Origin of the sequence: Roseovarius sp. ZX-A-9 (assembly GCF_028369135.1) — a bacterium.
Lineage (GTDB): Bacteria > Pseudomonadota > Alphaproteobacteria > Rhodobacterales > Rhodobacteraceae > Roseovarius.
In genome coordinates, this window is the sequence record NZ_JAPWHW010000004.1 from 16,859 (window position 1) to 42,987 (window position 26,129).

General features: G+C 62.3%; 28 protein-coding genes. 17 read left to right on the forward strand and 11 right to left on the reverse strand.

Annotated elements, in window-relative coordinates; all coding sequences use genetic code 11:
• The first annotated feature begins 90 nt into the window (after nucleotides 1–90).
• The 7 genes from O3306_RS05090 (at nucleotide 91) to lpxB (ending at nucleotide 6,847) form a co-directional block, all read left to right on the forward strand.
• Nucleotides 91–216: a hypothetical protein gene (locus O3306_RS05090; RefSeq protein WP_272004218.1), complete on the forward strand. Its 126-nt coding sequence runs from the start codon at nucleotides 91–93 to the stop codon at nucleotides 214–216.
• 172 nt (nucleotides 217–388) lie between these two features.
• Complete coding sequence (gene bamA, locus O3306_RS05095) at nucleotides 389–2,668, forward strand: outer membrane protein assembly factor BamA (protein ID WP_272004219.1); 2,280 nt, start codon at nucleotides 389–391, stop codon at nucleotides 2,666–2,668.
• Nucleotides 2,669–2,670: 2 nt separating this feature from the next.
• Nucleotides 2,671–3,345: an OmpH family outer membrane protein gene (locus O3306_RS05100; protein ID WP_272004221.1), complete on the forward strand. Its 675-nt coding sequence runs from the start codon at nucleotides 2,671–2,673 to the stop codon at nucleotides 3,343–3,345.
• A gap of 264 nt (nucleotides 3,346–3,609) precedes the next feature.
• On the forward strand, nucleotides 3,610–4,074 hold the full coding sequence (fabZ, locus tag O3306_RS05105; RefSeq protein WP_272004223.1) for a 3-hydroxyacyl-ACP dehydratase FabZ: 465 nt from the start codon (nucleotides 3,610–3,612) through the stop codon (nucleotides 4,072–4,074).
• Entirely contained in the window at nucleotides 4,071–4,883 is an 813-nt protein-coding gene (gene lpxA, locus O3306_RS05110) for an acyl-ACP--UDP-N-acetylglucosamine O-acyltransferase (protein WP_442969973.1), read from the forward strand. The genes fabZ and lpxA overlap by 4 nt, the downstream gene beginning before the upstream one ends.
• 9 nt (nucleotides 4,884–4,892) lie before the next feature.
• Entirely contained in the window at nucleotides 4,893–5,699 is an 807-nt protein-coding gene (locus O3306_RS05115; RefSeq protein ID WP_272004225.1) for an LpxI family protein, read from the forward strand.
• Nucleotides 5,699–6,847: a lipid-A-disaccharide synthase gene (gene lpxB / locus O3306_RS05120; protein WP_272004227.1), complete on the forward strand. Its 1,149-nt coding sequence runs from the start codon at nucleotides 5,699–5,701 to the stop codon at nucleotides 6,845–6,847. The genes O3306_RS05115 and lpxB overlap by 1 nt, the downstream gene beginning before the upstream one ends.
• A gap of 49 nt (nucleotides 6,848–6,896) precedes the next feature.
• Here the strand turns inward: lpxB and mnmA are convergent, their stop codons facing one another.
• Nucleotides 6,897–8,042, reverse strand: a complete 1,146-nt coding sequence (gene mnmA, locus O3306_RS05125; RefSeq protein WP_272004228.1) for a tRNA 2-thiouridine(34) synthase MnmA — start codon at nucleotides 8,040–8,042, stop codon at nucleotides 6,897–6,899.
• Between the two features lie 275 nt (nucleotides 8,043–8,317).
• On the opposite strand from mnmA, the gene sciP reads away from it, so the two are divergent.
• The 5 genes from sciP to O3306_RS05150 all read left to right on the forward strand — a co-directional run bounded on the left by sciP (nucleotide 8,318) and on the right by O3306_RS05150 (nucleotide 14,463).
• A complete protein-coding gene (gene sciP / locus O3306_RS05130; RefSeq protein WP_272004622.1) occupies nucleotides 8,318–8,596 on the forward strand; it encodes a CtrA inhibitor SciP in 279 nt (92 codons plus the stop codon).
• 94 nt (nucleotides 8,597–8,690) lie between these two features.
• A complete protein-coding gene (gene ctrA, locus O3306_RS05135; protein WP_272004230.1) occupies nucleotides 8,691–9,410 on the forward strand; it encodes a response regulator transcription factor CtrA in 720 nt (239 codons plus the stop codon).
• A 417-nt stretch (nucleotides 9,411–9,827) separates the two neighbouring features.
• A complete protein-coding gene (ligA, locus tag O3306_RS05140; protein ID WP_272004232.1) occupies nucleotides 9,828–12,077 on the forward strand; it encodes an NAD-dependent DNA ligase LigA in 2,250 nt (749 codons plus the stop codon).
• The gene (gene recG, locus O3306_RS05145) at nucleotides 12,074–14,200 is read left to right on the forward strand and encodes an ATP-dependent DNA helicase RecG (RefSeq protein ID WP_272004234.1); all 2,127 of its coding nucleotides are present in this window, start codon (nucleotides 12,074–12,076) and stop codon (nucleotides 14,198–14,200) included. Before ligA ends, recG begins: the two co-directional genes overlap by 4 nt.
• A gap of 140 nt (nucleotides 14,201–14,340) precedes the next feature.
• Entirely contained in the window at nucleotides 14,341–14,463 is a 123-nt protein-coding gene (locus O3306_RS05150) for a hypothetical protein (protein WP_272004236.1), read from the forward strand.
• Nucleotides 14,464–14,681: 218 nt separating this feature from the next.
• Here the strand turns inward: O3306_RS05150 and O3306_RS05155 are convergent, their stop codons facing one another.
• Complete coding sequence (locus O3306_RS05155; RefSeq protein ID WP_272004238.1) at nucleotides 14,682–14,873, reverse strand: hypothetical protein; 192 nt, start codon at nucleotides 14,871–14,873, stop codon at nucleotides 14,682–14,684.
• Nucleotides 14,874–14,890: 17 nt separating this feature from the next.
• The gene (locus O3306_RS05160; RefSeq protein ID WP_272004240.1) at nucleotides 14,891–15,346 is read right to left on the reverse strand and encodes an iron-sulfur cluster assembly scaffold protein; all 456 of its coding nucleotides are present in this window, start codon (nucleotides 15,344–15,346) and stop codon (nucleotides 14,891–14,893) included.
• Nucleotides 15,347–15,412: 66 nt separating this feature from the next.
• Here O3306_RS05160 and hisI point away from each other — a divergent pair, with 66 nt between their 5' ends.
• Nucleotides 15,413–15,775: a phosphoribosyl-AMP cyclohydrolase gene (hisI, locus tag O3306_RS05165; protein WP_272004242.1), complete on the forward strand. Its 363-nt coding sequence runs from the start codon at nucleotides 15,413–15,415 to the stop codon at nucleotides 15,773–15,775.
• A gap of 6 nt (nucleotides 15,776–15,781) precedes the next feature.
• On the opposite strand, the gene gluQRS is transcribed toward hisI, so the two are convergent.
• The 5 genes from gluQRS to O3306_RS05190 form a co-directional block, all read right to left on the reverse strand.
• Nucleotides 15,782–16,687, reverse strand: a complete 906-nt coding sequence (gluQRS, locus tag O3306_RS05170; protein ID WP_272004244.1) for a tRNA glutamyl-Q(34) synthetase GluQRS — start codon at nucleotides 16,685–16,687, stop codon at nucleotides 15,782–15,784.
• Nucleotides 16,684–17,298, reverse strand: a complete 615-nt coding sequence (locus tag O3306_RS05175; protein ID WP_272004246.1) for a class I SAM-dependent DNA methyltransferase — start codon at nucleotides 17,296–17,298, stop codon at nucleotides 16,684–16,686. Before O3306_RS05175 ends, gluQRS begins: the two co-directional genes overlap by 4 nt.
• 12 nt (nucleotides 17,299–17,310) lie before the next feature.
• Nucleotides 17,311–18,675 (reverse strand): methylenetetrahydrofolate--tRNA-(uracil(54)-C(5))-methyltransferase (FADH(2)-oxidizing) TrmFO, encoded by a 1,365-nt coding sequence (gene trmFO, locus O3306_RS05180; RefSeq protein ID WP_272004248.1) that lies wholly within the window; start codon nucleotides 18,673–18,675, stop codon nucleotides 17,311–17,313.
• A gap of 39 nt (nucleotides 18,676–18,714) precedes the next feature.
• Nucleotides 18,715–20,004 carry a cytochrome-c peroxidase gene (locus O3306_RS05185; protein ID WP_272004250.1) on the reverse strand — a complete coding sequence of 430 codons (1,290 nt, stop codon included), beginning with the start codon at nucleotides 20,002–20,004 and terminating at the stop codon, nucleotides 18,715–18,717.
• Nucleotides 20,005–20,232: 228 nt separating this feature from the next.
• Nucleotides 20,233–21,018: an enoyl-CoA hydratase gene (locus O3306_RS05190; protein ID WP_272004252.1), complete on the reverse strand. Its 786-nt coding sequence runs from the start codon at nucleotides 21,016–21,018 to the stop codon at nucleotides 20,233–20,235.
• A gap of 67 nt (nucleotides 21,019–21,085) precedes the next feature.
• Between O3306_RS05190 and O3306_RS05195 the strand changes: the two genes are divergently transcribed.
• Nucleotides 21,086–21,505, forward strand: a complete 420-nt coding sequence (locus O3306_RS05195) for a PaaI family thioesterase (RefSeq protein WP_272004254.1) — start codon at nucleotides 21,086–21,088, stop codon at nucleotides 21,503–21,505.
• A gap of 100 nt (nucleotides 21,506–21,605) precedes the next feature.
• Here O3306_RS05195 and O3306_RS05200 read toward each other — a convergent pair whose 3' ends face one another.
• Nucleotides 21,606–21,830, reverse strand: coding sequence for a DUF1127 domain-containing protein (locus O3306_RS05200; RefSeq protein WP_272004256.1), 225 nt, complete (start codon nucleotides 21,828–21,830; stop codon nucleotides 21,606–21,608).
• Between the two features lie 89 nt (nucleotides 21,831–21,919).
• Between O3306_RS05200 and O3306_RS05205 the strand changes: the two genes are divergently transcribed.
• The 3 genes from O3306_RS05205 (at nucleotide 21,920) to rpsI (ending at nucleotide 24,424) form a co-directional block, all read left to right on the forward strand.
• Nucleotides 21,920–23,314, forward strand: coding sequence for an aminotransferase-like domain-containing protein (locus tag O3306_RS05205; protein WP_272004258.1), 1,395 nt, complete (start codon nucleotides 21,920–21,922; stop codon nucleotides 23,312–23,314).
• A gap of 160 nt (nucleotides 23,315–23,474) precedes the next feature.
• Nucleotides 23,475–23,939: a 50S ribosomal protein L13 gene (rplM, locus tag O3306_RS05210; RefSeq protein ID WP_272004260.1), complete on the forward strand. Its 465-nt coding sequence runs from the start codon at nucleotides 23,475–23,477 to the stop codon at nucleotides 23,937–23,939.
• Nucleotides 23,939–24,424 (forward strand): 30S ribosomal protein S9, encoded by a 486-nt coding sequence (rpsI, locus tag O3306_RS05215; RefSeq protein ID WP_272004262.1) that lies wholly within the window; start codon nucleotides 23,939–23,941, stop codon nucleotides 24,422–24,424. The genes rplM and rpsI overlap by 1 nt, the downstream gene beginning before the upstream one ends.
• A 134-nt stretch (nucleotides 24,425–24,558) precedes the next feature.
• On the opposite strand, the gene O3306_RS05220 is transcribed toward rpsI, so the two are convergent.
• Nucleotides 24,559–25,176, reverse strand: coding sequence for a TetR/AcrR family transcriptional regulator (locus tag O3306_RS05220; RefSeq protein ID WP_272004264.1), 618 nt, complete (start codon nucleotides 25,174–25,176; stop codon nucleotides 24,559–24,561).
• Nucleotides 25,169–26,038 carry a polyphosphate kinase 2 gene (gene ppk2 / locus O3306_RS05225; RefSeq protein WP_272004266.1) on the reverse strand — a complete coding sequence of 290 codons (870 nt, stop codon included), beginning with the start codon at nucleotides 26,036–26,038 and terminating at the stop codon, nucleotides 25,169–25,171. The genes O3306_RS05220 and ppk2 overlap by 8 nt, the downstream gene beginning before the upstream one ends.
• Between the last annotated feature and the right edge of the window lie 91 nt (nucleotides 26,039–26,129).

Below are 26,129 nucleotides of genomic sequence, written 5' to 3' on the forward strand. Positions count from 1 at the left end.
GCCATATTTCGGCCACATTTATGCGCCGTTCCGCGCCATATTCGGATGCCAATATTCTCTATCAACGTTCGATTCGTGAGAGGATATCAAATGCAAACGCTCATTGGCGGATACCGCGGCCTTAGCCTTCTTGTCGATCTGAACAGGGACCGGATGCTCTATCTCGGGGCGATCGGCGTCGCGCTTTTCGGCGCGTCCTACATCGCCTCGCTCTGACGGGCCGGGCGTGTCACTGCGCCCTTGCGACAACAGGCGCGAACAGCGTGCCATTGGCGTTTTGACAAGGCCTGACAGACCCGTTACTGACATTTCAACTGGGATGGCAGACTGGGTTTGAGCAATGAATTATAAGTGTGACCTGCGCCTTGGGCGAATGGCAATTTCGACCATGAGGCAGACACTGTCCTCCCTGGTACTTATCTCTCTATTTTCTCTTTGCTTTTCGCTTTTGCCTTCGGGTGCCAGCGCGCAAAACTATCGCTTCAGCTCGGTTGCGATCGAGGGTAATCAGCGGATCGAGGCGGGCACTATCCTGACTTATGCGGGAATCGCTCGCGGCCAGAGCATCAGCGCCGCTGAACTGAACGATGCCTATCAGCGCATTTTGGCGAGCGGCCTTTTTGAAGAGGTGGCGATCAATCCGCGCGGCAGCACGCTGGAAATCCGGGTCAAGGAATACCCGACAATTTCCAAGATCAATTTCGAGGGCAACAAGCGGATCAAGGACGAGGACCTCGTCGGAATGGTCGAAAGCGCGCCGCGGCAGGTGTTCAACCCCGCCAAGGCCGAACGCGACGCTGCCAACATCATTGATGCCTATGCCCAGACCGGACGCAGTGCCGCCCGTGTCACCCCGCGCGTGATCCGGCGCAGCGATAACCGTGTCGATCTGGTGTTCGAGATTTTCGAGGGCCGCAAGATCGAGGTGCAGCGGATAAGCATCGTCGGCAACCGCGCTTACTCGGACCGTCGCCTGCGTCGCGTTCTGCAATCCAAGCAGACCGGCATTTTCCGTGCGCTGGTCAACCGCGATACCTTCGTCGAGGACCGGATCGAATTCGACAAGCAGGTGCTGGCCGATTTCTACGCCGCGCGTGGTTATGTCGATTTCCGTGTGACCGGCGTGAATGCCGAACTGGCGCGCGAACGCGATACCTATTTCGTGACCTTCAATGTTCAGGAAGGGCAGCAATTCCGCTTTGGCCAGATCACCACGGTCAGCGAGATGACCGGTGTAGAAGCCGAGGATTACCAGGCCGCGCTGAAAGTGCGCCCCGGCGTCATCTATTCCCCTTCGATCGTGGAAAACTCCATCGCGCGGATGGAACGTCTGGGCATCCGGCAGGGCCATGATTTCCTGCGGGTCGAGCCGCGGATCACCCGCAACGACCGCGATCTGACACTGGATGTGGAATTCGTGATCCTGCGCGGCCCGCGCGTTTTTGTCGAACGTATCGACATCGAAGGTAACACCACCACGCTCGACCGTGTGATCCGTCGTCAGTTTGACACCGTTGAGGGTGACCCGTTCAACCCGCGCGCCATCCGCGAAGCGGCAGAGCGTATCCGTGCGTTGGACTTTTTTGCCAATGCCGAGGTGGATGCCCGCGAAGGCTCGCGCCCCGATCAGGTCGTGGTGGATGTTGATGTCGAAGAGAAATCGACCGGTACGCTGTCGTTTGGCGCGTCCTATTCCACCAGCGGCGGTCTGGGTGTGCAGGTCGGCTTTTCCGAGCGTAACTTCCTCGGGCGTGGTCAGCGTCTGACGGCTTCGATTGCTGCGGCGGCAGACAACATCAACTACAATATCGACTTCGTCGAACCGGCATTCCTCGGGCGGGACGTAGCCTTCGGGCTCAGCTTCAGCCTGCTGGAAACCGACGATGATTTTGCCCTCTATGACACGGTGACCGGAACATTCCGTCCCAGCCTGACCTTCCCGGTCAGTGAGAACGGGCGGCTGAGCCTCTCGTATAGCGCTGCCTACAAGGACATGGACAACTATACAGGCGCGAGCGCGATCCTTGCCGCCGAGTCAACGGTCGGCGGTCTTTATTCCAGTGGCATCGGCTATAACTACACCTACGATACGCGCCGGACCGGCCTGAACCCGAATGCCGGCGTGCTGCTGTCCTTTGGTCAGGATTTCTACGGGCTGGGCGGCGATTCCGAATATATCAAGAGTTCGGTCCGCGCCATCGCACAGACCAAGGTGCTGAACGAAGAAGTAACGTTGCGCGCAACGCTGGAAGGTGGCGCATTGCACTTCTATGGCAGCCAGAACAGCCGCGCGGTCGATCGCTACGCGGGTCAGATCATGCGCGGTTTCGAACCCAATGGCATCGGCCCGGTTCAGAGCGGCGAGCAATTGGGCGGCAACTTCTATGCGTCGCTGAAACTGGACGCCGAGTTCCCGCTGGGCCTGCCTGACGAATACGGCATCTCTGCCGGTGCGTTCTACGATATGGGCGCGATCTGGGACGTGGACGCCTCTGCGGGCGGGGCTGCGGTCTCCTCGAACGGGTTCAAGCCGCGTCACGTTGTCGGGGTTGCATTGATCTGGCAATCGCCCTTCGGGCCGCTGCGGTTCAACTTCAGCCATGCGCTGCAGAAAGAAACGTTCGACAAGGAACAGCAGTTCGATCTGACGATTCAATCGGAATTCTGATCATGCGGGGCCGTTCGGTCTGGCATGGGCTGGTGTTGGCCGCCGCATTGATCTGCGGCGGACTGCCGACTGCGGGGCAGGCGCAGGATCTCGGCACTGTTCAAAGCCAGATTCTCGTTCTTGATATCGAGGCTCTTTTTAACGGCACGCAAGCCGGGCAGCGCATGACGCGCGACTATCACGCAGAGCGCGAGCGTCTGATCGCCAACAACCGCCGGATCGAGGCGGAATTGCGTGCCGAAGAACTGGCCCTGACCAAGAAGCGCCCAACCGTTACCCCCGCCGAGTTTCGCGATCTGGCCGATGCGTTCGATGCCAAGGTGCGCGGCATCCGGCAGGATAACGAGCGCGAGGCGCTTGATCTGGAACGACGGCGCGAGGTTGCACCTGTGCAACTGATGCGGTTGGCCGAGCCGGTTCTGGTGCAGATCATGCGCGATGCCGGGGGCATGGTCATTCTTGACCACCGGCAGGTCCTGCTGCGCGCCGACGTGATCGACATCACAGATCTGGCGATTGCCGGCGTCGACGAGGCAATCGGTGACGGTACGGGCCTCATCGGCGAGGCCCCAACGCCAGAACCGGATGCACCCGAAAAGGCTCCGAAGGATGCCCCGCAAGTCTCACCCGACGCAGAACAGCCTGAAACGCCAGACCCCGGTGCGGCGCAAGACTAGAGCTTTTGCATTTTCCCTGATTCTGGAAAGGTGCAAACGCCAAGGGGTTGCGCGGTAACCGGTCATCATGGCCGCCCCAGGCCGACGCTGCTTGCCCACAGGCCGCCGAATTGCTAAAGCGTTTCGGGATAAACTTGAATCACGAGTTTGTCCCGAGACGCCCACAACATTGATTTGTGCACGGCGTTTCCACTTAACCCTGCCTCAGGTTTAAGTAGAAACGCTTCAGGGACATAGGGCAAAAGCCCGCGCGAAAGGACCCACATGACCGAGCCGCTCAGAAGCGCCGATATTCACCTGATCCAGCGCATCATCCCGCATCGCTATCCTTTCCTTCTGGTCGACAAGGTGCGCGATATCGACGGGTATTCATCGGCGGTGGGGATCAAGAACGTCACGATGAACGAGCCGCATTTTCAGGGCCATTTCCCGGGCAAACCGATCATGCCGGGCGTGACCATCATCGAGGCAATGGCACAGACCGCCGCCGTCATGGTTGGCACCGCGCTCGACATGGCCGACCGCAACATGCTGGTTTATTTCATGGCCATCGAGTCGTGCAAGTTCCGGCGCATGGTGGTGCCGGGCGACATTCTGGAAATGAAACTGACCACTCTGCGTGGCAAACCCGGTGCGAAAGTCTGGAAATTCGGCGGCGTGGCCCAAGTCGAAGGAGAGCTGGCCTGCGAAGTGCAGTTCACTGCGATGATGGACCTCGCCGGAGCATGACATCGATGCGCAGCGATGCCGAACCCCAAGTACATCCCAGCGCGGTCATCGAACCCGGTGCGCAGATTGGTGCGGGTTGTATCATTGGCCCATTCTGCCTGATCGGCCCCGAGGTGGTTCTGGGCGACAATTGCGTCGTCAAATCCCATGTCGTGATCACCGGCGATACGACCGTCGCCAATGACTGCAGCATCTTCTCTTTCGCCTGCGTCGGAGAGATTCCGCAGGATCAGAAATTCAAGGGCGAAAAGACCCGGCTGGAAATCGGCCCGCGTACTCGTATCCGCGAGCATGTCACGATCAACACCGGCACCGCGGGCGGCGGCAGCCTGACCCGGATCGGCGCCGATTGCCTGCTGATGGCAGGGTGCCACGTGGCGCATGACGCAATCCTCGGCGACCGGGTGATCATCGTGAACAATGCCGCTATCGCCGGGCACTGCATCATCGAGGATGACGTGCTGGTGGGCGGTTTGTCGGGCGTGCACCAGTTCGTGCGTATCGGACAGGGCGCGATCATCGGCGCGGTTACGATGGTGACGAACGATGTCATCCCCTACGGTCTGGTACAGGCCCCGCGCGGTGAACTGGACGGGCTGAACCTTGTCGGGCTCAAGCGGCGCGGTGTGGCGCGCAGCGATATCACGGCCCTCAGGGCCGCATTTCAGATGCTCGCACAGGGCGAAGGCGCGTTTCAGGACCGCGCCCGCCGTCTGGGCGAGGAAACCGACAGCGAATATGTGCGCAACATCGTCAAATTCGTGACCGGCCATAGCGACCGGTCCTTCCTGACGCCTGGTCAGGGCTGAGGCGTGCGCATGGCGGGGCGTCTGGCGATCCTGGCTTGTGGTGGCGCACTGCCGGTGCGCCTTGCCGAGGCTTTTCCGGATGCGATGCAGATCACGCTGGACGGTATTCCGAGCGAATTGAGCGGATCGTCGCAAAGCTTTCAGCTAGAGAAATTTGGCGCGATCTTCGAATCCATGCGGGATGCGGGCATCACCCGCATGGTCTTTGCAGGGGATCTGACGCGCCCGCCGCTGAATCCGGCGCAGTTTGATGCCACGATGATGCGGCTCGCGCCGGGCCTGATGCAGGCGGTGGGCAAGGGCGACGATGCGCTCTTGCGCTTTGTCATCGGGGTCTTTGAGGCCGAAGGGTTTGAGGTCGTCGGCGCGCATGAATTGCTGCCGGACCTCACCGCGCCCGCGGGGCTGCATCTGGGGCCAGAGCCTAGCCGGGGCGACGAAGCGGATATCACTCGTGGTCTTGATATACTCGATGCCATCGCGCCGCTCGATCTGGGGCAGGGATGCGCAGTGGCAGGCGGGCTGTGCCTCGGGATCGAGACGATCCAGGGCACCGACGCCAACCTGCGCTACATTGCCACCACGCCAGAGCCGCTCAAGCGCGGTCAGCGCGGCGTCTATGTCAAGGCGCCCAAGCGTGGCCAGGATCTGCGCATAGATATGCCCGCCATCGGCGTGCGGACCATCGAGGGCGTCGCAAATGCCGGTCTGGCGGGGCTCGTGGTCGCCCAAGGTCAGGTACTGGTGCTGGAGCCAGAGGCGGTAAAGGCGGCAGTGGAGCAAAGCGGCATCTTTCTCATTTCGCGGCCAGTCTGATGAAAGTGTTCCTGGTTGCGGGCGAGGCGTCGGGCGACCGGCTTGGTGCCGCTCTGATGGCCGGGTTGAAGACACTCACAGATGTGGAGTTCGCCGGCGTCGGCGGCCCGCTGATGCAGTCCGAAGGGCTGGACAGCCTCTTTCCCATGGACGAGCTGAGCGTGATGGGCCTTGTCGAGGTTTTGCCCAAGTATCGACACCTGAAGCGCCGGATCGCGCAGACGGCAGAGGCGGTGCTTCAGACACGGCCCGATGTGCTGATCACCATCGACAGTCCGGATTTCTGCCTACGTGTTGCACGTATCGTCAAGGCCCAGAGCAATACCCGCACGGTCCATTATGTCGCCCCGTCGGTCTGGGCATGGCGCCCCAAACGCGCCGAGAAAATGGCTCGGGTGATCGACCATGTGCTGGCCCTGCTACCGTTCGAGCCGCCTTATATGCAGGCGGCGGGCATGGCCTGCGATTTTGTCGGTCATCCGGTGGTGACCGAACCTGTGGCCGACGCGCCGCAGCAGGCGGCATTTCGTGCCGCGCACGGGCTGGGTGATGCGCGACTCCTTCTGGTGCTGCCGGGTTCGCGCAGTGGAGAGGTGGCGCGGCTCGGTCCGGTCTTTGGCCGCGCATTGGGGCCGGTTCTGGCAGCACATCCCACGCTACGTCTGGTGGTGCCGACCACCGGCAACGTAACGGAACAGGTGCGCCAGATTGCTGCGGATTGGCCGCAGGCGCCGCTGATCCTCGGCCCCTCTGGGCAGAGCGCGGCAGCCTACAAGCGTGACAAGGCCGCTGCTTTCGCTGCCGCCTCCGCCGCCTTGGCGGCTTCAGGCACCGTGTCGCTGGAACTGGCCGCGACCGAGACGCCGATGGTCATGGCCTATGATGCGAACTGGCTGACGCGCAGCATTATCAAACGCATGCTACTGATCGACACCGCGACCTTGGTCAACCTGGTCAGCGACACCCGCGCCGTGCCCGAATGCAACGGTGCCGACTGCACACCCGAAAAGATCGCGGCAGCCCTGCAGAAGGTGCTGGCCGATCCGACCGCGCAACTCGCGGCGATGCGCCTGACCATGCAACGGCTGGGGCAGGGTGGAGAGGCGCCGGGCCTGCGCGCGGCCCGCGCGGTGCTGTCCCGGCTCTAAAATCGGGTATCAGCGGCGGCGCTGGGGTCAGCGTGCCCGGCTCAGGGGATTACGCCCCGCGCCAGATCCAGCCACCGCCCAGAATACGGGTGCTGGTGGTGTCGTAGAACACGCAGGCCTGCCCGGGCGAGACGCCTTCTTCGGCGGCCAGCAATTCCACTTCGGCTGTGCCGTCCGGCAAGGGGCGGATCACCGCCTCGCGCGGCGGCCTTGTCGAGCGGACCTTGACCGCGACATGCCACTCGGCGCGGCTGACCAGCGGCGCATCGCCCAGCCAGTTGATCTCGCGCACCGGGATGGTTCGGGTGGCCAGCATCTCCTTGGGGCCGACGATGACAACCCGCGCGTCCACGTCGAGCTTCACCACATAAAGCGGCTCTTCCAGCCCGCCGATCCCCAGCCCCCGCCGCTGCCCGACGGTGTAGTGGATGACGCCGTTGTGCTGCCCCAGAACACGCCCGTCGGCATGCCTTATTTCGCCCGGCTCCGCCGCACCGGGGCGCAGTTTCTCGATCACGCTGGCATAGTTGCCATTGGGCACAAAGCAGATGTCCTGGCTGTCGGGCTTGTCCGCGACACGCAGTCCATATTTTGCGGCAAGCGCGCGGGTGGCATCCTTGGACGGCAGATGGCCCAGCGGAAAGCGCAGGAAATCCAGCTGCTGCGGTGTCGTGGAAAACAGGAAATAGGACTGATCGCGCGCGGCGTCGGCGGCACTGTGCAACTCGGGGCCAGAAGGGCCCATCTTGCGCTGGATGTAGTGCCCGGTTGCCATGCAATCGGCATCGAGGTCCTTGGCCATCTCCAGCAGGTCCTTGAACTTGACACGTTCATTGCAGCGGATGCAGGGCACCGGCGTGGCGCCCGCCAGATAGCTGTCGGCAAACTCGTCGATCACCGCGTCCTTGAAGATGTTCTCGTAGTCCAGAACATAATGCGGAAAGCCCATGTCTTCGGCCACGCGGCGCGCATCGTGGATATCGATCCCGGCGCAGCACGCGCCCTTTTTGGCCAGCGCCGCCCCGTGGTCGTATAGCTGGAGCGTCACACCAACCACGTCATAGCCTTCCTCGGCCAGTTGCGCGGCCACGACCGAACTATCGACGCCGCCGGACATGGCGACGACGACGCGGGTCTTGCTCTCGGGTTTGGCAAAACCGAGTGAATTGATCGGATGTGGGTGATCGAGGGCCATCTGCGGTCTCCAGCGTTGGGCGCTTGCACCTGCCACATAAGGGCTCGGGCATGGAAACGCAAAACCCTTTGGGGTGTTTTTGCAGATTCCCGGTCGCGACGATTTTCACAAACGCCCATACCGCGCGCGCATTACGCGCGTTTCGGACGCACGTGGTTTCAAAAGCTGAATGCGAAATCCTTTAGAAAAATCCGCTGCATTCTGCCCGGCGCGTTTCAGCCACTGTTAAGGCCCCAAAGGCCAGTTTGGTGACAGGTTTTACGAGGGTGAGAGTGATGTATCTGAAAAAAGTTGATGGGCAACTCGCGGTGACACTGCCGGATGGAACGGTCCTGACACAGGGCGATTTGCCCGCGCCGGACACAACGCGTTGGGTCGCTTCGCGCAAACTGGCCGTGGTGCGTGGCGTGCTTTACGGCCTTATTTCACAAAAGGAAGCGTGTAGACGCTATGCGCTGAGCGAGGATGAATTCCGCGAATGGGTCCGCGCCGTCAGCCTTCATGGCGAGGCAGCCCTGAAAGTCACGGCGTTAAAAGAATACCGACAACCTTAGGTGGCATTTTGAAAATGAACGATTATGCTAACTTGTAGTTAACCAATATTCGTCAGGTTTGTTTTTGATAGGGCCATAGTTACGGAGAGAGTTCATGCGTGTGCTGCTGGTGGAAGATGATCCGACGACTTCCAAGAGCATCGAATTGATGCTGACCCATGCCAATCTGAATGTCTACACGACCGAGTTGGGCGAAGAAGGAATCGATCTGGCCAAGCTCTATGACTACGACCTGATCCTGCTCGATCTGGGACTGCCGGACATGACGGGCCATGATGTCTTTCGTCAGTTGCGGCTGGCGCGGGTAGAGACGCCGATCCTGATCCTGTCAGGCGCGGATGACACGGAAAGCAAGATCAAGGGCTTTGGCTTTGGCGCCGACGACTACCTGACAAAGCCGTTCCACCGCGAAGAGCTGGTGGCGCGCATCCATGCGATCATTCGCCGGTCCAAGGGACACTCGCAGTCTGTCATCCGGACCGGGGTGATCAATGTCAACCTGGACGCAAAGACAGTCGATGTCGGCGGCAAGACGGTGCATCTGACCGGCAAGGAATACCAGATGCTGGAATTGCTGAGCCTGCGCAAGGGCACGACCCTGACCAAGGAAATGTTCCTCAACCACCTATATGGCGGCATGGACGAGCCGGAGTTGAAGATTATCGATGTGTTTATTTGCAAACTGCGCAAGAAGCTGAACGAAGCCACCGGCGGCAAATGCCATATCGAGACGGTCTGGGGACGTGGCTATGTGTTGCGGGACCCGGAACCGGCCGAACTGGCCGAAGAACAGCGCCTTGCCATCGGCGCTTAACATTAGGGGGCAAAGCCCCCGACAGCCGTAACTGGCAACCTCCTCCAAAGGTGAAAGGACCGCGGCCCAGAACGGGCGGCGGTCCTTTTTATGTCGGTACTGGCCCGGTCTGGACCTTGGCGGGATCGCCTTCCGGTGCCGTTTCAGCTTTGATTAAACCCATCAGCCAGAGGTGAAGCACGCGCAGTGCAGATGTCTTGAGTGCGATTTGCGAAAATCCGTGATTAAGGTTTTTCGCGAAACGCTTTATCACTTTGAAAGGTGATTTGCATTTGTTCTGAACGGCAGTATCGATGCAGAACGCCCGCCCCCAGAAAGGACGTGGGCATCATTTCTGCGTCTTTCTGCCGGGACGGGTGCGGGAAGGCTTTGACGATGAATGGTCCGGCACGTTTCTGGCCCGAGACAGGAGAAGACATGACAGAGGCGCGCAACGTTGGCGATTTGAGCGAAGAAGCGGCTGCGGCCGAACTGGCAGCGCTGGCCGAGATCCTGCTACGCGCCAATCAGGACTATCACGCCGACGATGCTCCGCAGCTGAGCGATGCCGAATATGACCGGTTGAAGCGCCGTAACGCCGAAATCGAGGCCGCATTTCCGCATCTCAAGCGCGCCGATAGCCCGTCGGACCGGGTTGGGGCCGCGCCTTCCGAAGGGTTTTCCAAGGTCAGCCATGCGCAGCGCATGCTGTCACTGGGCAATGCGTTCGACGCCGAAGAAATCACCGACTTTGACGGGCGGATCCGCAAGTATCTCGGCCTCGGCCCGAACGCCCCGCTGCGCTACACCGCCGAGCCCAAGATCGACGGGCTCAGCCTCAGCCTGCGCTACGAGGGCGGCAAACTGGTGCAGGCGGCCACGCGCGGCGACGGCTCGGTCGGCGAGAACGTGACCGCCAATGCGCGCACCATCGACGACATCCCCCAGACTTTGACCGGCGCGCCCGATTTGCTGGAAGTGCGCGGCGAGGTCTATATGAGCCATGCCGATTTTGCCGCACTGAACGCCCGGCAGGCCGAGGCAGGAGCCAAAACCTTTGCCAACCCGCGCAACGCCGCCGCCGGATCGCTGCGGCAACTCGACCCGGCGATCACCAGGGCACGCCCGCTGAGGTTTTTCGCTTACGCCTGGGGTGCGCTGAGCGAACCGCTGGCCGAGACGCAAAAGGGCGCGATCGACCGGCTGGCGGCACTGGGGTTCAAGACAAACCCGCTGACCGCCCTCTGCGATGGCCCGGACGAGATGCTGGCGCATTACGCAAGGATCGAGCAACAGCGCGCCAGCCTCGGCTACGATATCGATGGCGTGGTCTACAAGGTCGACGATCTGGCACTGCAACACCGGCTCGGTTTTCGCGCGACCACGCCCCGCTGGGCGATTGCGCATAAATTCCCCGCCGAACTGGCGTGGACCCGTATCGAGGCCATCGATATCCAGGTGGGCCGCACCGGCGCGCTGAGCCCGGTGGCCCGGCTGGCGCCGGTGACGGTGGGCGGGGTCGTGGTCAGCAATGCCACATTGCACAACGAGGACTACATCGCCGGGCGCGATTCCAACGGCAACGCGATCCGGGGCGGCAAGGATATCCGGGTGGGCGACTGGGTGCAGGTCTACCGCGCAGGTGACGTGATCCCGAAAGTGGCCGATGTCGACCTTTCCAAGCGCCCCGATGACGCGCAGCCCTACCGCTTTCCCGAGACCTGCCCCGAATGCGGCTCTGCTGCCATCCGCGAGGAGGGCGATGCCGTGCGGCGTTGTTCAGGCGGGTTGATTTGTCCGGCACAAGCGGTGGAAAAGCTGAAGCATTTCGTCAGTCGCGGGGCGTTTGACATCGAGGGGCTGGGGGCCAAGCAGGTCGAAATGTTCTATCATGACGACCAGTTGCCGGTGCGCACGCCTGCGGATATTTTCACGCTCGAAGCGCGGGATGCGAAAAACCTCACGAAACTGGCCAATCGCGATGGCTGGGGCGAAACCAGCGCGCGCAACCTCTTTGCCGCGATCGAGGAACGCCGCCGCGTGCCGCTCCGCCGGCTGATCTTTGCGCTGGGGATCCGTCACGTGGGCGAGGTCGCCGCCGCCGATCTGGCGCGCCATTATGGCAGTTGGACGGCGCTGGCAAAGGCCGTCGATCTGGCCGGCCCGGCCGCGACACGACAATTGCAGGCGGATCGCGCAGTGGCGCGCGAGCGGCAGGCCGCGGCGCAAGAGGGCCGCCGCGCCAGGATCAAGCCCGTGCGCGATGCGGTCTGGGAGGGGCTGGACAGTGCCGCGCTCGCCGCTTGGACCGACCTCACCGGCATCGACGGGATCGGCGCAACGGTGGCGGTGGCGCTTGTCACCAGCTTCCAACAGCCTGCCGAGCGCGAGTCAATTGACGCGCTGGTGGCAGAGCTGACAATCACGGACGCTGCTGCGCCCGCAACCGCCGATAGCCCGGTTGCCGGCAAGACCGTGGTCTTCACCGGCACGCTCGAGAAGATGACCCGCGCCGAGGCCAAGGCCCGCGCCGAAGCACTGGGGGCCAAGGTTTCGGGCTCGGTTTCGGCAAAGACCGATATCGTCATCGCGGGGCCGGGCGCAGGCTCCAAGGCCAAGAAGGCCGCCGATCTGGGTGTGCAGATTCTGGATGAGGACGCCTGGTTGGCGCTGATCGACGGCACATGAGCGACGAAACCGAAAACCACGATGCAAACCCGAAAAAGGGTCGGCCAGAGCCACTCTTTCCGCTGTTTGCAGAGCTCGAGACACTCACCGGTGTCGGCCCCAAGACGGCCAAGGCGCTGGCGGCGCTGGATATCACCAAGCCGCGCGATCTGCTCTTTACCCTGCCGCATTCAGGTGTGGACAGGCGCATGCGGGAGACCGTGCAGGGCGCCGATCTGCCCGGTGTTGTCACCGTCGAGGCGACCATCGGCGAGCACCGCGCACCCTCCCGACGCGGCGGCGCCTACCGGATCATGGCAGAGGATGCAGCGACCACGTTTCAGATCGTGTTTTTCCATGCTCGCGACGAATATCTGCGCCGGATGTTGCCCACCGGTGCGCGGCGGGTCCTGTCGGGCAAGGTCGAGCTGTTCGACGGGGTGGCGCAGATGGTCCATCCCGATCACATGCTGCCCCCCGAAGAGGCCGGCGAAATCCCTTTGTTCGAGCCGGTCTACCCGCTGACCGCCGGCGTGACGCAACGGGCGATGTACAAGGCGGTGCAAGCCGCCCTGACCCGCGCCCCGGATTTGGCCGAGTGGATCGATCCCGCACAAAAGGCGCAAGCTGGCTGGCCGGACTGGCTTGAGGCCGTGCAGACGGTGCATGCACCTCAGGATATCGGCGATCTCAGTCCCGCGGACCCGGCGCGTACGCGCCTGGCCTATGACGAGTTGATGGCGCATCAGCTGACCCTCGCACTGGCGCGCAGCCGGTTGAAGCGGGCCAAGGGGCGGGCCAGTGTCGGGACCGGCGCGTTGCAGGCCCGTGTGCTGGAGGCATTGCCCTATAGCCCCACCGGCGCGCAAACCCGCGCGATAGCCGAGATAGCCGCGGATATGGCAAGCAACGCGCGGATGAACCGGCTCTTGCAGGGGGATGTGGGCGCGGGCAAGACGTTGGTGGCGCTCAAGGCGCTCTTGATCGCGGTAGAGGCCGGCGGGCAGGGGGTGATGATGGCCCCCACAGAAATCCTCGCGCGCCAGCATCTTGAGGGGCTGCGCCCACTGGCCGAAGCGGCGGGCGTGCGGCTGGAGATACTGACTGGCCGCGACAAGGGGGCCGAGCGGCGCACCAAACTGGCAGCGCTGGCGGCAGGTGAGATCCAGATATTGGTCGGCACACATGCGGTCTTTCAAAAGGACGTTGAATTTGCCGATCTGCGGCTGGCCATCGTCGATGAACAACATCGCTTCGGCGTCCGTCAGCGGCTTGAACTGGGTCGCAAGGGCGACAAGGCCGACGTGCTGGTGATGACCGCGACGCCGATCCCGCGTAGCCTGAGCCTGGCGCAATATGGCGATATGGATATCTCGGTGCTGGATGAAAAACCGCCCGGGCGCAAACCGATCAAGACGGCGCTTGTCCGCATGGACCGCATCGACGAAGTGGTGGACCGGCTGCGGCGCGCGATTGCCGAAGGGCGGCAGGCCTATTGGGTCTGCCCGCTGGTTGAAGAGAGCGAGTCTGTCGATCTGAGCAGCGCCGAAGAGCGGTTTCGGAGGCTGCGCGCGGCTTTGGGCGAAGGCCATGTCGGCCTCGTACATGGCCAGATGCCGCCCGAGCAGAAAGATGCGGCGATGGCTGCCTTTCAGCGCGGCGAGACCTCGGTTCTTGTCTCGACCACAGTGATCGAGGTGGGGGTGGATGTGCCCAACGCGTCGATCATGGTGATCGAGCGCGCCGAAAGTTTTGGCCTGGCACAGCTGCACCAGTTGCGCGGTCGCGTCGGGCGCGGCGAGGCGGCTTCGACCTGTCTCTTGATGTACCAATCCCCGCTAAGCGAGAGCGGCGAGCGACGGCTGGCCACGATGCGCGACACCGAGGACGGGTTTCGCATCGCCGAGGTCGATCTGGAAATGCGCGGCGCGGGTGATCTGATCGGCACCGCGCAGTCGGGCCTGCCAAAGTTCCGCGTGGCCGATCTGGAAGGGCAGGCGGCGCTGATGGCTGTGGCCCAGTCGGATGCCCGCAAACTGCTGCACGAGGACCCGGCTCTGGCTGGCCCGCGTGGGAAGGCGGCGCGTGTTCTGCTGTGGCTGATGGAACAGGATCAGGCGATCCGGCTGATCGAAGTGGGCTGAGCCGGAAATTTTAGGTGTGATTTCAATCGGTTGATTCGAAATCGCACGGTTTGTTCACTTATGTTCTCATAAAGTTCTTTACAGAACGTTTCAAAAATGAGAACAAAGGAGCAACACAACGGATTGGAAAGGAAAGCCCGATGTTCCACCAGATCAAAGCCGCCGCCATCCGCTCCAACGACACCCTTCTGGGGGATGTGATCGGAGGGGCCGCGCTGATCGTCATGCTGGTTGTCGGTCTTTTTCTTCCCGGTCTCGTCTGACGCCTTTAAGAGTTTCTGCCTGCGATCCATCACCTGTACCCTTTGCGTGCCTGCATCTCCTGTCCCCATTTCCGATGCAACGTGACTGACACAGCCTGTTCCGACGTCCTCTCCGGGTTTGCCTCATTTCCCCGGACGGCACGACAGGGTTCCACAGGGGATCGCACCCCACTGACCGCCGCCATCCATCCCCGGATGTGCGGCGGTTTTTTTGTGGATCAGTCCCGGCGACCCGGGCGGAGAAGCCAGACTGGCACCAGGAAAGCCAGACAGGCGACAAGGAAAAGGAGGCTGGCAGCCAGCCCGATCATGTCCCCTGCACGCCATGTGGACCAGACAAAGCCGAGCGCCGACAGCGTGAAGAGGATCCAGCCGGCGAAATTGAACATCCAGGCGCTGCGTGGCGACATCGGTGCGCGATCTCGGGTCAGGCGCAGGAACTGGCGGCAGAGGCCGCATCCAGCGCCTCGACTGAAGCTTCCAGCGCCAGAAGGATCGAGGCATGGCGATTCTTGTAGTCCTGCGCAGGTCTGAGCACTTCGAGCCCGTCGAAAGGGGCAGGCGGAGTCGGCCCGTCCGACTTCAGCATCGCCTTGAGCGCGTCACGCGCCGCGACGACCTCGGCCCGGGTGCAGCCGACGATGTTGGCGCCGACCACGCTGGCAGCAGCCTGTCCCAGCGCGCAGGCTTTCACGTCCTGACCGTAATCGCTCACGCGCCCGTCCTCGACCTTGAGGTCAACGGTCACGGTAGAACCGCAAAGAGGCGCGCGGCGTTTCACGGTTGCGTCCGGCTCTGCCAGACGGTCCAGTCGGGGAATGTCCGCAGCCAGCGCCAGAATGCGTGCCGAGTAGAGCTTGATCATGTCGCTGTTGCCGCTCATCGCTTTTCCTTTGTCTCAATGTCCCATAGATAATCCGCAAGCCCCCTGTTGCCAAGGATATGTCCAATGTCATTCGATCCCGCCAGCCTGACCTATAACGACGCGGGCCTGATCCCCGCCATCGCGCAGGACGCCGCAAGCGGTGAGGTGCTGATGCTGGCCTGGATGAATGCCGACGCCGTTGCGCGCACGCTGGACACCGGGCGCGTCACCTATTGGTCGCGCTCGCGCAGCGCGTTCTGGGTCAAGGGCGAGACGAGCGGCCATGTCCAGCGCCTGATCGAGATGCGCGTGGATTGCGACCGCGATTGCCTGCTGATCCAGGTCGAGCAGGTCGGACCGGCCTGTCACACCAACCGGCGCAGTTGTTTTTACACCGCTTTGCGCGACGGTGTGGAAACCGAGATCATGGCGCCTATGGCAGACTGATACGCCTTAAGCCAATCCGACCATGCGCCGGATGTCGGCAGGGCTTGCACCGTCCTTGCGGTATTTCGCGATCGCCCGGGCATCGTCGCGTTTGGCCAGACGCTTGCCCGCCGGGTCACGGATCAGGCGGTGGTGATGATAGACGGGTGTCGGCAGACCCAGTAGAAGTTGCAGAACGACATGGATGCGGGTGGCATCGAACAGGTCCTGTCCACGGATCACATGGGTGATCGCCTGAGCGGCATCATCGACCACCACGGCCAGGTGGTAGGCGGCACCGAAATCCTGACGCGCGACGACGACATCGCCGATCTCTGCCGTCAGGGCATCGCTCGAGAATGCGATAAGGCCGGTCGTGCCATCCGGGCCGCTACCGGTTTCGCGAAACGATATCTCGTTCTTCGGCAAATCGCTCTCCTTATCCTGCGCACGAAGCAGCTCGCAGGCGCGCGCCATGTCCAACCGCAGGGTTACGCCGCGCGGACGAACGGGGGATGCGCGTTCCGCCGCTGCGGCCTCGCGGCAGGTGCCCGAGTAGATCAGGCCGTCCGGCCCATGTGTGGGCACGCCCTCTTGCGGCGCGTTTGCCGCTTCGCGGATATCACGCCGCGTGCAGCTACAGGGATAGAGTAGGCCCATGGACCAGAGCCGGTCGAGAGCGGCGTCATACTCGGCTACGCAATCGGATTCTCGGCGGCACGGTTCCGGCCAGCGCAACCCGAGCCAGGCCAGATCCTCCTTGAGCTGGGCTTCCCATTCCGGTCGGGCGCGCGTCTGGTCCAGATCGTCGATCCTGAGCAGGAACTGACCGGCCTCGGCCACAGCCCTGTCATGGGCCAGCAGCGCGGAATAGGCATGACCCAAATGCAGTGGGCCGGTGGGGGACGGTGCGAACCGGGTTATGAAGGTCACGCTTTTTCAATAACATAAACGTTAGAGTTCAAGTCTTTCCCTGGTAAGTGCGGGCCGTAACTCTGGCTCAGCAACCGCGCCGCGCCGCAATCCAGCCATTGATTGAGCCGCCCAACGTACTGCGGATCCGCAAGCGCGTGATCATTGTAGCTGAAGACCAGTATGTCACCCTGTCCCAGCGCCTTCATCAGCAGATCGAGGGTGTTGGCCGGGGCGGCACCAGTGCCGATCACCCCGATTGCGGCGATGGCGCGATAGCTGTGCGCAGGCACCGGCGCAGGATCGTCGAGGTCGAGCAGCGAAAGCTTGCGATAGACATCCTTGCCACGCGCGCCGTCCAGCATCTCGGGGCTGGGGTCGGTGCCGTCTATCACCCGGTATCCGGCGAGCCGCAGTGCCAGACCCGACAGGCCTGTGCCGCAACCGAAATCGAGGATCGGGGCATCCGGGCTGGGAAGTTGCTCCCAGAGGGCCGCCGCGCAACGTCCGGGGGTAGCATAGCCGTTCTCGGCTATCTCGGCATCATAGGTGGCAGCCCAGGCATCGTAATGCGCCTGGGTCTTCTCGGAGCCATCGAGATCATAAGCCTTGTCGAGGAATTTCCCGCTCATGGCGCCAGAAAATCACACAGTCTGGGCTGCGTCCAGTCTGCTGTGTTCCAGCCAATCGGTCCAGGCCGCTTTGGCCCGGTCGGTATAGGCTTTGTAACGGTCCTTGCGGCCGCGCCGCCCGCCCTTGAGCCCATCCACCGGGCGAAACAGGCCGAAATTGACGTTCATCGGCTGAAAGGTCTTGGCTTCGGCACCGCCGGTGATGTGGTGAATGAGCGCGCCCATGGCGCTGTCCTGCGGTGGCGCCGCCAGCGGAGACCCCAGGATTTCGGCGGCCGCCATCCGCCCCGAGAGCAGGCCCATCGCGGCGGATTCGACATAGCCCTCGACGCCGGTGATCTGCCCGGCAAAACGGATATTGGGGCGCGACCGCAGACGCATCTGCTCGTCCAGCAATGTCGGCGAATTGAGGAACGTGTTGCGGTGAATGCCACCCAACCGGGCAAAGCGCGCCTCTTCCAGACCGGGGATCATACGCAGCACTTCTGTCTGGGCGCCGTACTTCATTTTCGTCTGGAATCCCACAATGTTATAGAGCGTCCCTAATGCGTTATCGCGGCGTAGCTGAACCACGGCCCACGGCTTGGTATCGGGGGCATGCGGGTTGGTCAGGCCCACGGGTTTCATCGGCCCGTGGCGCAGCGATTCACGCCCGCGTTCGGCGATCACTTCGATGGGCAGGCAGCCGTCGAAATATCCTGCGGTTTCGCCCTCATGAAACTCGGCCTTGTCGGCGGCCAGCAGCGCATCAATGAACGCCTCGTAAGTGTCACGGTCCATCGGGCAGTTCAGATAGGCGGTCCGTTCTTCTTCGGTCTCGCCCTTGTCATAGCGCGACTGCATCCACGCGCGCGACATGTCGATGCTGTCGTAATGGACAATGGGGGCAATGGCATCAAAGAAGGCCAGCGCGCCCTGTCCGGTTTCTGCCGCGATGGCCTGACCCAGCTTTTCCGACGTCAGCGGGCCGGTGGCGATGATCCATTGGCCGCTCTCGGGCAGGCTGTCCACTTCGCCGTATTCGACCGACACGTTCGGATGCGCCTTGAGCGTTTCGGTCACGCTGCGGGCGAAGGGGTCGCGATCCACGGCCAGCGCGCCGCCCGCAGGCAGGCGGTGGCGGTCTGCGATCTGCATGATCAGGCCATTCGCCGCGCGCATTTCCCAATGCAGCAGGCCCACGGCGTTCTGTTCATCGTCGTCCGAGCGGAACGAGTTGGAACACACCATTTCGGCCAGATCGCCGGTACGATGGGCAAAGGTGCCAACGGTCGGGCGCATTTCGTGGATCACCACGCGAACGCCCATTTGGGCCGCCTGCCATGCTGCTTCTGATCCGGCCATGCCGCCGCCGACGATATGAAGAATGTTGTCCATGTCCCGCGATGTAGGGCATCAGGGTGGCTTTGGAAAGGGTCAGGACGGGGGCAGGTCGTTCAGGTTCAGCGGATCAAGCGGCAGCCCCGAGGGCACGGCATCGGGCACGCCCAGCCGCCCGCTGCGCGCGCAGGGATCTTCGAGCGCACCGAGAAACGCGAGGATCGCCTCGACCTCGTCATCGTGCAGGGAAACAGGCTCCAGTTCGACCGCCATCCCAAGGCGCTGGACCTCGTCGAAATCCTCCAGCACTTCGGTGTCCGACACGCTTAGCTGCATGTTCTGCAACAGCGCATAGCCCAGCGTGTATTCGGCCAGCATGGTCAACGGATCAAGATGATGGCGCAGCATGTCTTCCAAGCGCGCATAGGCGCCGTTATGCCCGTAAGGGGCTGTCAGCGTGACATTGCGCAGCGACGGGGTGCGAAACTTGTAGGCATCGGCCGGGTCGCCGGTCACGGCAGCGCGGCCATGATCGGCATAGCCCGGCCCGTGCCCCTTGCCGGGGCCGAATTGCGGGATGCCGATGGCATGAAAATCGTGATCGGTCTGAAACAGGCCGCCGTGGCAGTCGCCGCAGCCGCCCCTGCCATAAAACAACGACATGCCTTGGATTTCGGTATTGGTCAGCGCCGTATCGTCACCGCGCAGAAAGGCGTCATATCTACTGTCCGTCGAGCGGAAATCGAAGGTGATGTAGTCGGCGATTGCGCGGCCGATATCCGTGATATGGATTGGTTCACCCGCGCCGATGATCCAGTCGAACTGCTTGCGATATTCCGGGATCGCCTCGACCCGCGCCGCCAGCATCTGCCACGCGCCGTCCTGCCCGCGAATCCGGCCAGCGGCGACCGCATCGGCAATCGGGTTCTCGCCCGTCTGGCCGGCCATCTCCTCATGGGACGTGATCGGCAGAATGGCCTGCGCCGCGAGCGGCGAGGGCAGGGGACGCTCCAATTCGCGTCCGGGAGGCATCGCGATATTGAACCGGGCGCTGGCATCCACCTGAACCCGGCCATCATGGAACAGCGTCGTGAATTCGCGCGCACCCAGATTATAGAGCGCCGGCGCGTTACGGGGAATGCGCGCCACCGGCATGTTGGCCGCGTCGGCCTTGCGCTGGAGCCCGAGGCCGATGCCGCCTTCGCCGATCGACAGCGATACCGCATCACTACTGCCAAGGGCAGGGTGGTGACAGGTCGCGCAAGAGATATTCTGATTGCCAGACAGGACCGGATCAAAGAACAGTTGCCGCCCCAACAGAACCGAGGTGCCCCCCGGAACCGGGAATGTGTCATGTGCTGCGGGTGCAGGAAGATCACTCGCCATGCAGATGCCAGCCTGGAGCGATAGCATTCCGGCTACAGCCCACAGTTTCATGACGTCAAACCCCTAAAAAACTTAAATTATCGGACATAGTGTTTAAAATGCGGCGGAAAAACGGCAATTCTGGAAATAGATCGGTTCGATTTTGGAAACAAACCGCAACAATCTGTCAATAAACAAGGATTCGCGTGACAATGGTCGAAGCGCTGCGCGACAGGGTCCGTAGCGGGCCTATTGTTGCCAATCAGGCGGGCGCTTTTCGATAAAGGCGCTGATCCCTTCCTCGGTGTCGCGCCACAGCATGTTTTCCACCATGACATCGCCGGTATAGGCATAGGCCTGCTCCAGCGGCATCTCGATCTGGTTGTAGAACGCTTGTTTGCCGATACGCACGGCAGCCCCCAGTTTTGCGGCGATGGTTTCGGCCAGCGCTTCGGCTTCGGCTTCCAGTTGCTCGGCGGGCACGGCGCGATTGATCAACCCCAGTTCCACGGCGCGGTCGGTGTCGATGAAACTGCCAGTGGTCAGCATCTCGAACGCCTGTTTGCGGGGGATGTTGCGACTGAGCGCCACCATCGGTGTCGAACAGAACAGCCCGATATTGACTCCGTTGACACCAAACCGCGTGCCCGTCGCGGCAAGCGCCAGATCGCAGGAGGCGACCAGTTGACAGCCCGCGGCGGTGGCGATGCCATGCGGCGCGGCAATCACCGGCTGGGGCAGGGCGCGGATCGCCAACATGACCGCTGTGCAGCGCTGGAACAGGTCCTTGAAATAAGCCTTGCCGCCATCCTCGGCCTGCCGCCCTGCGGTCATCTCTTTCAGGTCGTGCCCGGCGCAAAAGGCCTTGCCCGCGCCCGACAGGATCACGGCGCGAATTTGTGGCTGGTTCGACAGTGTTTCGAGCTCGGCCCTCAAGGCCGCCAGCATCGCGTCGCTCAGCGCGTTGAGCCGCTCTGGCGCGTTCATCCGCAGATGCGCCACGCCATCTTTGTCGGTCCGTTCCAGTATCGCCATCTTGCTACTCCCTCGAACATGGGCAACCTTGGGGCAATCGTAGCGGTACGCAGGCACGGAGAAAAGCATGGGTTTGCAGATGAGCACCGAGGAACTGAAGGCGTTCCTCAAGGCCGAGTTTCCACAGGTGAGCGGCGAATTTGCCATCGAAGACCTGGGCGAGATGCGAATCCGCACGCGCCTTCTGGTGGGAGAGCGGCATTTGCGGCCCGGCGGCACCGTGTCCGGCCCGTCGATCTTTGCGCTGGCGGATGTGTCGGTCTACCTGGCGGTTCTGGCGATGATCGGCCCGCAGGGCCTTGCGGTGACGACAAACTGCTCGATCGACTTCATGCGCAAACCCGCCGCAGGTGTGGACCTGATTGCCGAATGCCGCCTGCTCAAGCTGGGTCGCGTTCTGGCGGTGGGCGAGGTGCTGATCTTTTCCGAAGGAAGCGAGGCGCCCGTGGCTCGCGCCAGCATGACCTATTCAATCCCGCCCAAGTAACGGGCCTGCACCCGCTTTATACGGCCTCGGGCCAGCAATGCCGACAAAAAAGGCCGGGCGTATTGCCCGGCCAGTGGAAGAGGTCTCGCATCAGGGACAGCTACGGCCTCCAGAACCATTTGCGGCTTTCCAGCGTTGCCTGGCGCGGGCTCATCCCGATATCGTCCAGCGCGTGAGCGGGCAACGTCGCCAGCGTCTTGCGCGTGCGATGGCGGAATGACCAAAGTGCGATGAGATACGCAAAACGAACCGCGATCACCGCCAGCACCGGAAGTGCAGGGACCTGGGTCAGGGCCATCCGATCGGTTTGGGTGAGGGTCAGCATCGTCTCATCTCCTGTATTGTATTGGTACAATTTGCGTGGTACGCAAAAATGGATTACGAAATTTTGCTGTGGCTGGCGAGGGGAACATTGTGACTGATACAATTTGGACTCCTGATTTCACCCGAAAATCTGATCCAAAGTACATTGTATTGATACAATACATCCGCGAAGCCATTAGATCTGGCCGATTGACGCCGGGGACAAGGATGCCGCCGGTCCGCGAGTTGGCCTGGAAGCTGGGCATCACGCCGGGCACCGTGGCGCGCGCCTACAAGCTGGCGACCGATGAAGGGCTGGTCGAGGCCGCCGTGGGGCGCGGCACCTTTGTCACCGGCGCGCCACAGCCCGTCGTCGCCCCACCAGAGCCACTGATCAATTTCACGCAATCCGGCCTGCTCGATTTTCGCGCCGCCCGCGTGCCCGAAGTGGGCCAGAGCCGGGCGATCCGTGCGGTGCTGCAGCAGTTGGGCCAGATGCAGGACGCGCCCTATCTCGACTACCCGACCTCCCAGACCGACCTAGCAGCGCGCCAACAGGTGGTGGGCTGGATCGGGCAGGACCGCGCCGGGCGGCTGATCCCTGACGATATCGTTCTGGGGCTGGGTGCGCAGAACACGGTGATGATGGTGCTGCAGGCTTGTCTGCACGGACCCAGCCCTGTGGTCCTGACCGAGAGCCTCGCCTATCCGGGTGTGCGCCATGCCGCGAGACTGCTGCGCGCCCAACTGATCGGGGTGGAGATCGACGAGGAAGGGTTGCGCCCAGACCGGCTGGAAGAGGCGCTGCGCCGTCATGGCGGTCAGGTGCTGCTGCTGTCGCCCCATGCCCACAGCCCGACCACCGCGCGCATGGGGCTGGAACGCCGCCAGCGCATCGCGGATATCGCGGAACGCTACCAGTTGCAGATCATCGAAGATGACTGCCATGTGATCAACCGCCCCGATATGCCGAGCTTTCGCGCGATCTGTCCCGAGCGCGGCTGGTTCGTCTCGTCCCTGACAAAATCCGTTTCGGCCGCCTTGCGCTTTGGTTTTGCCGCCTGCCCGGCGGATCAGGCGCCAGTTGCGCGTCAAGTGGCGCAATCGACATTCTACGGTCTGCCCCAGCCAATGCTGGACCTGTGTGCCGAATTGATCCGCTCTGGTGAGGCCGAGCGCATCCGCACGCAGGTTGAAGCTGAAATCGCCCGCCGGGTGCGCATCGCGGTCAACATTCTGGGGCAGTGGGACATTCATTGGCGGACCGATATCCCGTTCCTCTGGCTGCGGCTGCCACAAGGCTGGCGTGGCTCGACCTTTGCCATGGCCTGCGAGGCAGAGGGGATGCGGATCAAGCCCGCGGACGAATTCGCGCCGCCAGACGGCGTCGCGCCACATGCGGTGCGCCTGACACTGAACGCGGTCGCGGACGTGGCCGCGCTGGAGGACGGTCTGCGCCGGATCGCGGCTTTGTTGGCGCGACCGCCCGTGAATGTGGATTTTTGATGGGGTATTATAATACCTAAATCTCAACACATTGTTTTCGCTTAATTTATTCCAACCAACCTCCCTTGACGTGGCGCGCAGCCCCTTTATACACCGACCATCACATGCAGGAGCGCTCCGGTGCCTTGCCAACGAACACCACATAGGGTTTCGACGTAAAATGAAGACATTCTCTGCAACTCCGGCAGATATCGACAAGAAATGGATCCTGATCGACGCTGAAGGCGTTGTTCTGGGCCGTCTCGCCTCGATCATCGCCACTCGCCTGCGCGGCAAGCACAAGGCCAGCTTTACCCCCCACATGGACATGGGCGACAACGTCATTGTCATCAATGCGGACAAGGTCCAACTGACCGGCAAGAAGCGTGACAAGCCCAACTACTGGCACACGGGCCATCCGGGCGGCATCAAATCCCGCACCACCGGCCAAATCCTCGAGGGCAAGTACCCCGAGCGTGTCGTCATGCAGGCCGTCAAGCGCATGCTGCCCGGCAACCGCCTGAGCCGCACGATCATGACCAACCTGCGCGTCTACGCCGGCGCCGAGCATCCCCACGAGGCGCAAAGCCCCGAAGTGCTGGATGTGAAGAACATGAACTCCAAGAACACGCGGGTGGCTTACTGATGGCTGAAGAAATCAAATCCCTCGAAGGGCTCGAAGCGGTCGCCGAAGGCGTCGTTGCTACCGAAGCCGCCGTCACCCGTGAGCCGGTTCGTGACGAGCTGGGCCGGTCCTATGCCACGGGCAAGCGTAAAGACGCCGCCGCCCGCGTCTGGATCAAGCCGGGTTCCGGTAAGGTCACGGTCAATGGCAAGGACATGAACGCCTATTTCGCGCGTCCCGTTCTGCAGATGATCCTGCGTCAGCCGTTCACCGTGTCGGGCACCGAGGACCAGTTTGACGTGATGGCAACCGTCAAGGGTGGTGGCCTTTCGGGTCAGGCCGGCGCGGTCAAGCACGGCATCTCGAAAGCGCTGCAGCTTTATGATCCCAGCCTGCGCGCGGCACTCAAGGCCGCCGGCTTCCTGACCCGCGACAGCCGCGTGGTGGAACGTAAGAAATACGGCAAGGCCAAAGCGCGTAAGAGCTTCCAGTTCTCCAAGCGTTGATATCTTTGCCAAGTTTTCGGAAAAAGGGCTGCCTTCGGGCGGCCCTTTTTTATGCCCGTCGCTGACTGGGGCTTTGAACGCTCAATGAAAATTCAGCGCGTCCCCCAAGGTATCTTCAGCAAGCAGAAGCCGTGTCAGCTGTCCGGTGGCAGAAGCCCAAGGCCGCGCAGGTAGATGCCGATGCCGCTCTCCAACAGATCCTCGGGCGGGTAGGGTGACTGTGCCCCGGGCGAGCCGCGCGCGAAAAGCTCCACCACCCCGTGGCTCAGCGCCCAGATATGGGCCGAGAACATCGCGGGTGGCGGCCGTTTTTCAGGAGGGATGTGCTGTGACAGCTCTTGCGCGGCCTTTTCCAGAACGCTGCGCGCGCGCAGTGCGGCAGCGGCCAGATCGGCGGTGCGGTTGACCGAGATGCCGCTTTCGAACATCGCGATGTAGTGGCCGGGATGCTTGCGCGCAAAGGCCAGATAGGCGCGCCCCGTGGCCTCGAACGCGGCCATGGCGGAAGGTTGACCGCCATCATAGGCGTATTGCATCAGATCGGTGAAAATCTCGTAACCTTGGCGGGCCGCCTCGGCGATCAGATCATCGCGCCCGGCGAAATGGCGATAGACGGCAGCGGGTGTGACGCCCGCCTGCTTGGCCGCCTCCGAGAGGGTAAAGCCGGTTGGCCCCTTCGCCTCGATCAACGCCAGCGCCGCCTCGACCAGCGCTTGGCGCAGATTGCCGTGATGATAGCCGCGTTTAGACATTCCAGATATCTGGTCCGCCGCAGATTTCGGTGTCGATCGCACCGATCGCCTGCGCGTCCTTATGGGCGTAATCGACCTGTTGCAGCACCGTACGGATCGCCGCCAGCCGGGCCCGGCGCTTGTCATCCGAACGTACGACGCACCAGGGCGCCATATCGGTGTGGCTGCGCGCCAGCGTCTCGGCGATGGCGGTGGAATATTCATCCCATTTCTGCACACCTTCGACGTCAATCCAGCTCAGCTTCCACTGCTTGAGCGGATCGCGCTCGCGGCTGAGAAAGCGGCGCAGTTGTTCGGCCCGCCCGACATTGAGCCAGAACTTGACCAAGATGATCCCGTCATCCACCAGCATCCGTTCAAAATCTGTCACTTGCGCGAAAAAATGTTCGCGTTGCGCTTCGGTACAAAAGCCAAAGACCTTTTCCACGACGCCGCGATTATACCAGCTACGATCAAAAAACACGATTTCACCGGCGGCAGGCAGGTGGTCAGTATAGCGCTGGAAATACCATTGCGTCTGTTCGGTATCCGACGGTTTCGGCAGCGCCACAACACGCGCGCCGCGTGGATTAAGATTCTCGCGGAAGCGTTTGATCGTACCGCCTTTTCCGGCCGCGTCCCGGCCCTCGAACACCAGCGCGATGCGCGCACCGCTTTCCTTGGCCCAGGCCTGCAGCTTGACCAGTTCGATCTGGAGACCCCCTAGGTCTTTCTCATAGGCTTTGCGCGGCATCCGGTCAGAATGCGGGTAGCTGCCATCTAGGATGTCGCCCTTTTCCGCGCGGCGGATCGCGTTGCGGACGGCGTCGGGCGCGGCTGTCTCAAAGTAGGCGCTGATCGCCCCGTCAAATGGCAGGTCCATACTACTGCTCCTTTTTGCGGCGTACTATGGCCTGCCATCAGGGGTAGCGCAATCCGGCGCAACCGGCATCCGTCTGGCCGCCAGTGTCCGC

Excerpts from the sequence above, each read along its gene's own strand:
- hisI (WP_272004242.1), top strand. The coding sequence starts at position 15,413 with ATGTCATTCGATCCCGCCAGCCTGACCTATAACGACGCGGGCCTGATC.
- lpxA (WP_442969973.1), top strand. The coding sequence starts at position 4,071 with ATGACATCGATGCGCAGCGATGCCGAACCCCAAGTACATCCCAGCGCG.
- rplM (WP_272004260.1), top strand. The coding sequence starts at position 23,475 with ATGAAGACATTCTCTGCAACTCCGGCAGATATCGACAAGAAATGGATC.
- mnmA (WP_272004228.1), bottom strand. The coding sequence starts at position 8,042 with ATGGCCCTCGATCACCCACATCCGATCAATTCACTCGGTTTTGCCAAA.
- O3306_RS05185 (WP_272004250.1), bottom strand. The coding sequence starts at position 20,004 with ATGGCGAGTGATCTTCCTGCACCCGCAGCACATGACACATTCCCGGTT.
- bamA (WP_272004219.1), top strand. The coding sequence starts at position 389 with ATGAGGCAGACACTGTCCTCCCTGGTACTTATCTCTCTATTTTCTCTT.
- rpsI (WP_272004262.1), top strand. The coding sequence starts at position 23,939 with ATGGCTGAAGAAATCAAATCCCTCGAAGGGCTCGAAGCGGTCGCCGAA.
- lpxB (WP_272004227.1), top strand. The coding sequence starts at position 5,699 with ATGAAAGTGTTCCTGGTTGCGGGCGAGGCGTCGGGCGACCGGCTTGGT.
- sciP (WP_272004622.1), top strand. The coding sequence starts at position 8,318 with ATGTATCTGAAAAAAGTTGATGGGCAACTCGCGGTGACACTGCCGGAT.
- recG (WP_272004234.1), top strand. The coding sequence starts at position 12,074 with ATGAGCGACGAAACCGAAAACCACGATGCAAACCCGAAAAAGGGTCGG.
- O3306_RS05195 (WP_272004254.1), top strand. The coding sequence starts at position 21,086 with ATGGGTTTGCAGATGAGCACCGAGGAACTGAAGGCGTTCCTCAAGGCC.
- ppk2 (WP_272004266.1), bottom strand. The coding sequence starts at position 26,038 with ATGGACCTGCCATTTGACGGGGCGATCAGCGCCTACTTTGAGACAGCC.
- fabZ (WP_272004223.1), top strand. The coding sequence starts at position 3,610 with ATGACCGAGCCGCTCAGAAGCGCCGATATTCACCTGATCCAGCGCATC.
- O3306_RS05220 (WP_272004264.1), bottom strand. The coding sequence starts at position 25,176 with ATGTCTAAACGCGGCTATCATCACGGCAATCTGCGCCAAGCGCTGGTC.
- O3306_RS05100 (WP_272004221.1), top strand. The coding sequence starts at position 2,671 with ATGCGGGGCCGTTCGGTCTGGCATGGGCTGGTGTTGGCCGCCGCATTG.
- O3306_RS05155 (WP_272004238.1), bottom strand. The coding sequence starts at position 14,873 with ATGTCGCCACGCAGCGCCTGGATGTTCAATTTCGCCGGCTGGATCCTC.
- O3306_RS05175 (WP_272004246.1), bottom strand. The coding sequence starts at position 17,298 with ATGAGCGGGAAATTCCTCGACAAGGCTTATGATCTCGATGGCTCCGAG.
- O3306_RS05150 (WP_272004236.1), top strand. The coding sequence starts at position 14,341 with ATGTTCCACCAGATCAAAGCCGCCGCCATCCGCTCCAACGACACCCTT.
- O3306_RS05090 (WP_272004218.1), top strand. The coding sequence starts at position 91 with ATGCAAACGCTCATTGGCGGATACCGCGGCCTTAGCCTTCTTGTCGAT.
- trmFO (WP_272004248.1), bottom strand. The coding sequence starts at position 18,675 with ATGGACAACATTCTTCATATCGTCGGCGGCGGCATGGCCGGATCAGAA.
- O3306_RS05190 (WP_272004252.1), bottom strand. The coding sequence starts at position 21,018 with ATGGCGATACTGGAACGGACCGACAAAGATGGCGTGGCGCATCTGCGG.
- O3306_RS05200 (WP_272004256.1), bottom strand. The coding sequence starts at position 21,830 with ATGCTGACCCTCACCCAAACCGATCGGATGGCCCTGACCCAGGTCCCT.
- ligA (WP_272004232.1), top strand. The coding sequence starts at position 9,828 with ATGACAGAGGCGCGCAACGTTGGCGATTTGAGCGAAGAAGCGGCTGCG.
- ctrA (WP_272004230.1), top strand. The coding sequence starts at position 8,691 with ATGCGTGTGCTGCTGGTGGAAGATGATCCGACGACTTCCAAGAGCATC.
- O3306_RS05115 (WP_272004225.1), top strand. The coding sequence starts at position 4,893 with ATGGCGGGGCGTCTGGCGATCCTGGCTTGTGGTGGCGCACTGCCGGTG.
- O3306_RS05160 (WP_272004240.1), bottom strand. The coding sequence starts at position 15,346 with ATGAGCGGCAACAGCGACATGATCAAGCTCTACTCGGCACGCATTCTG.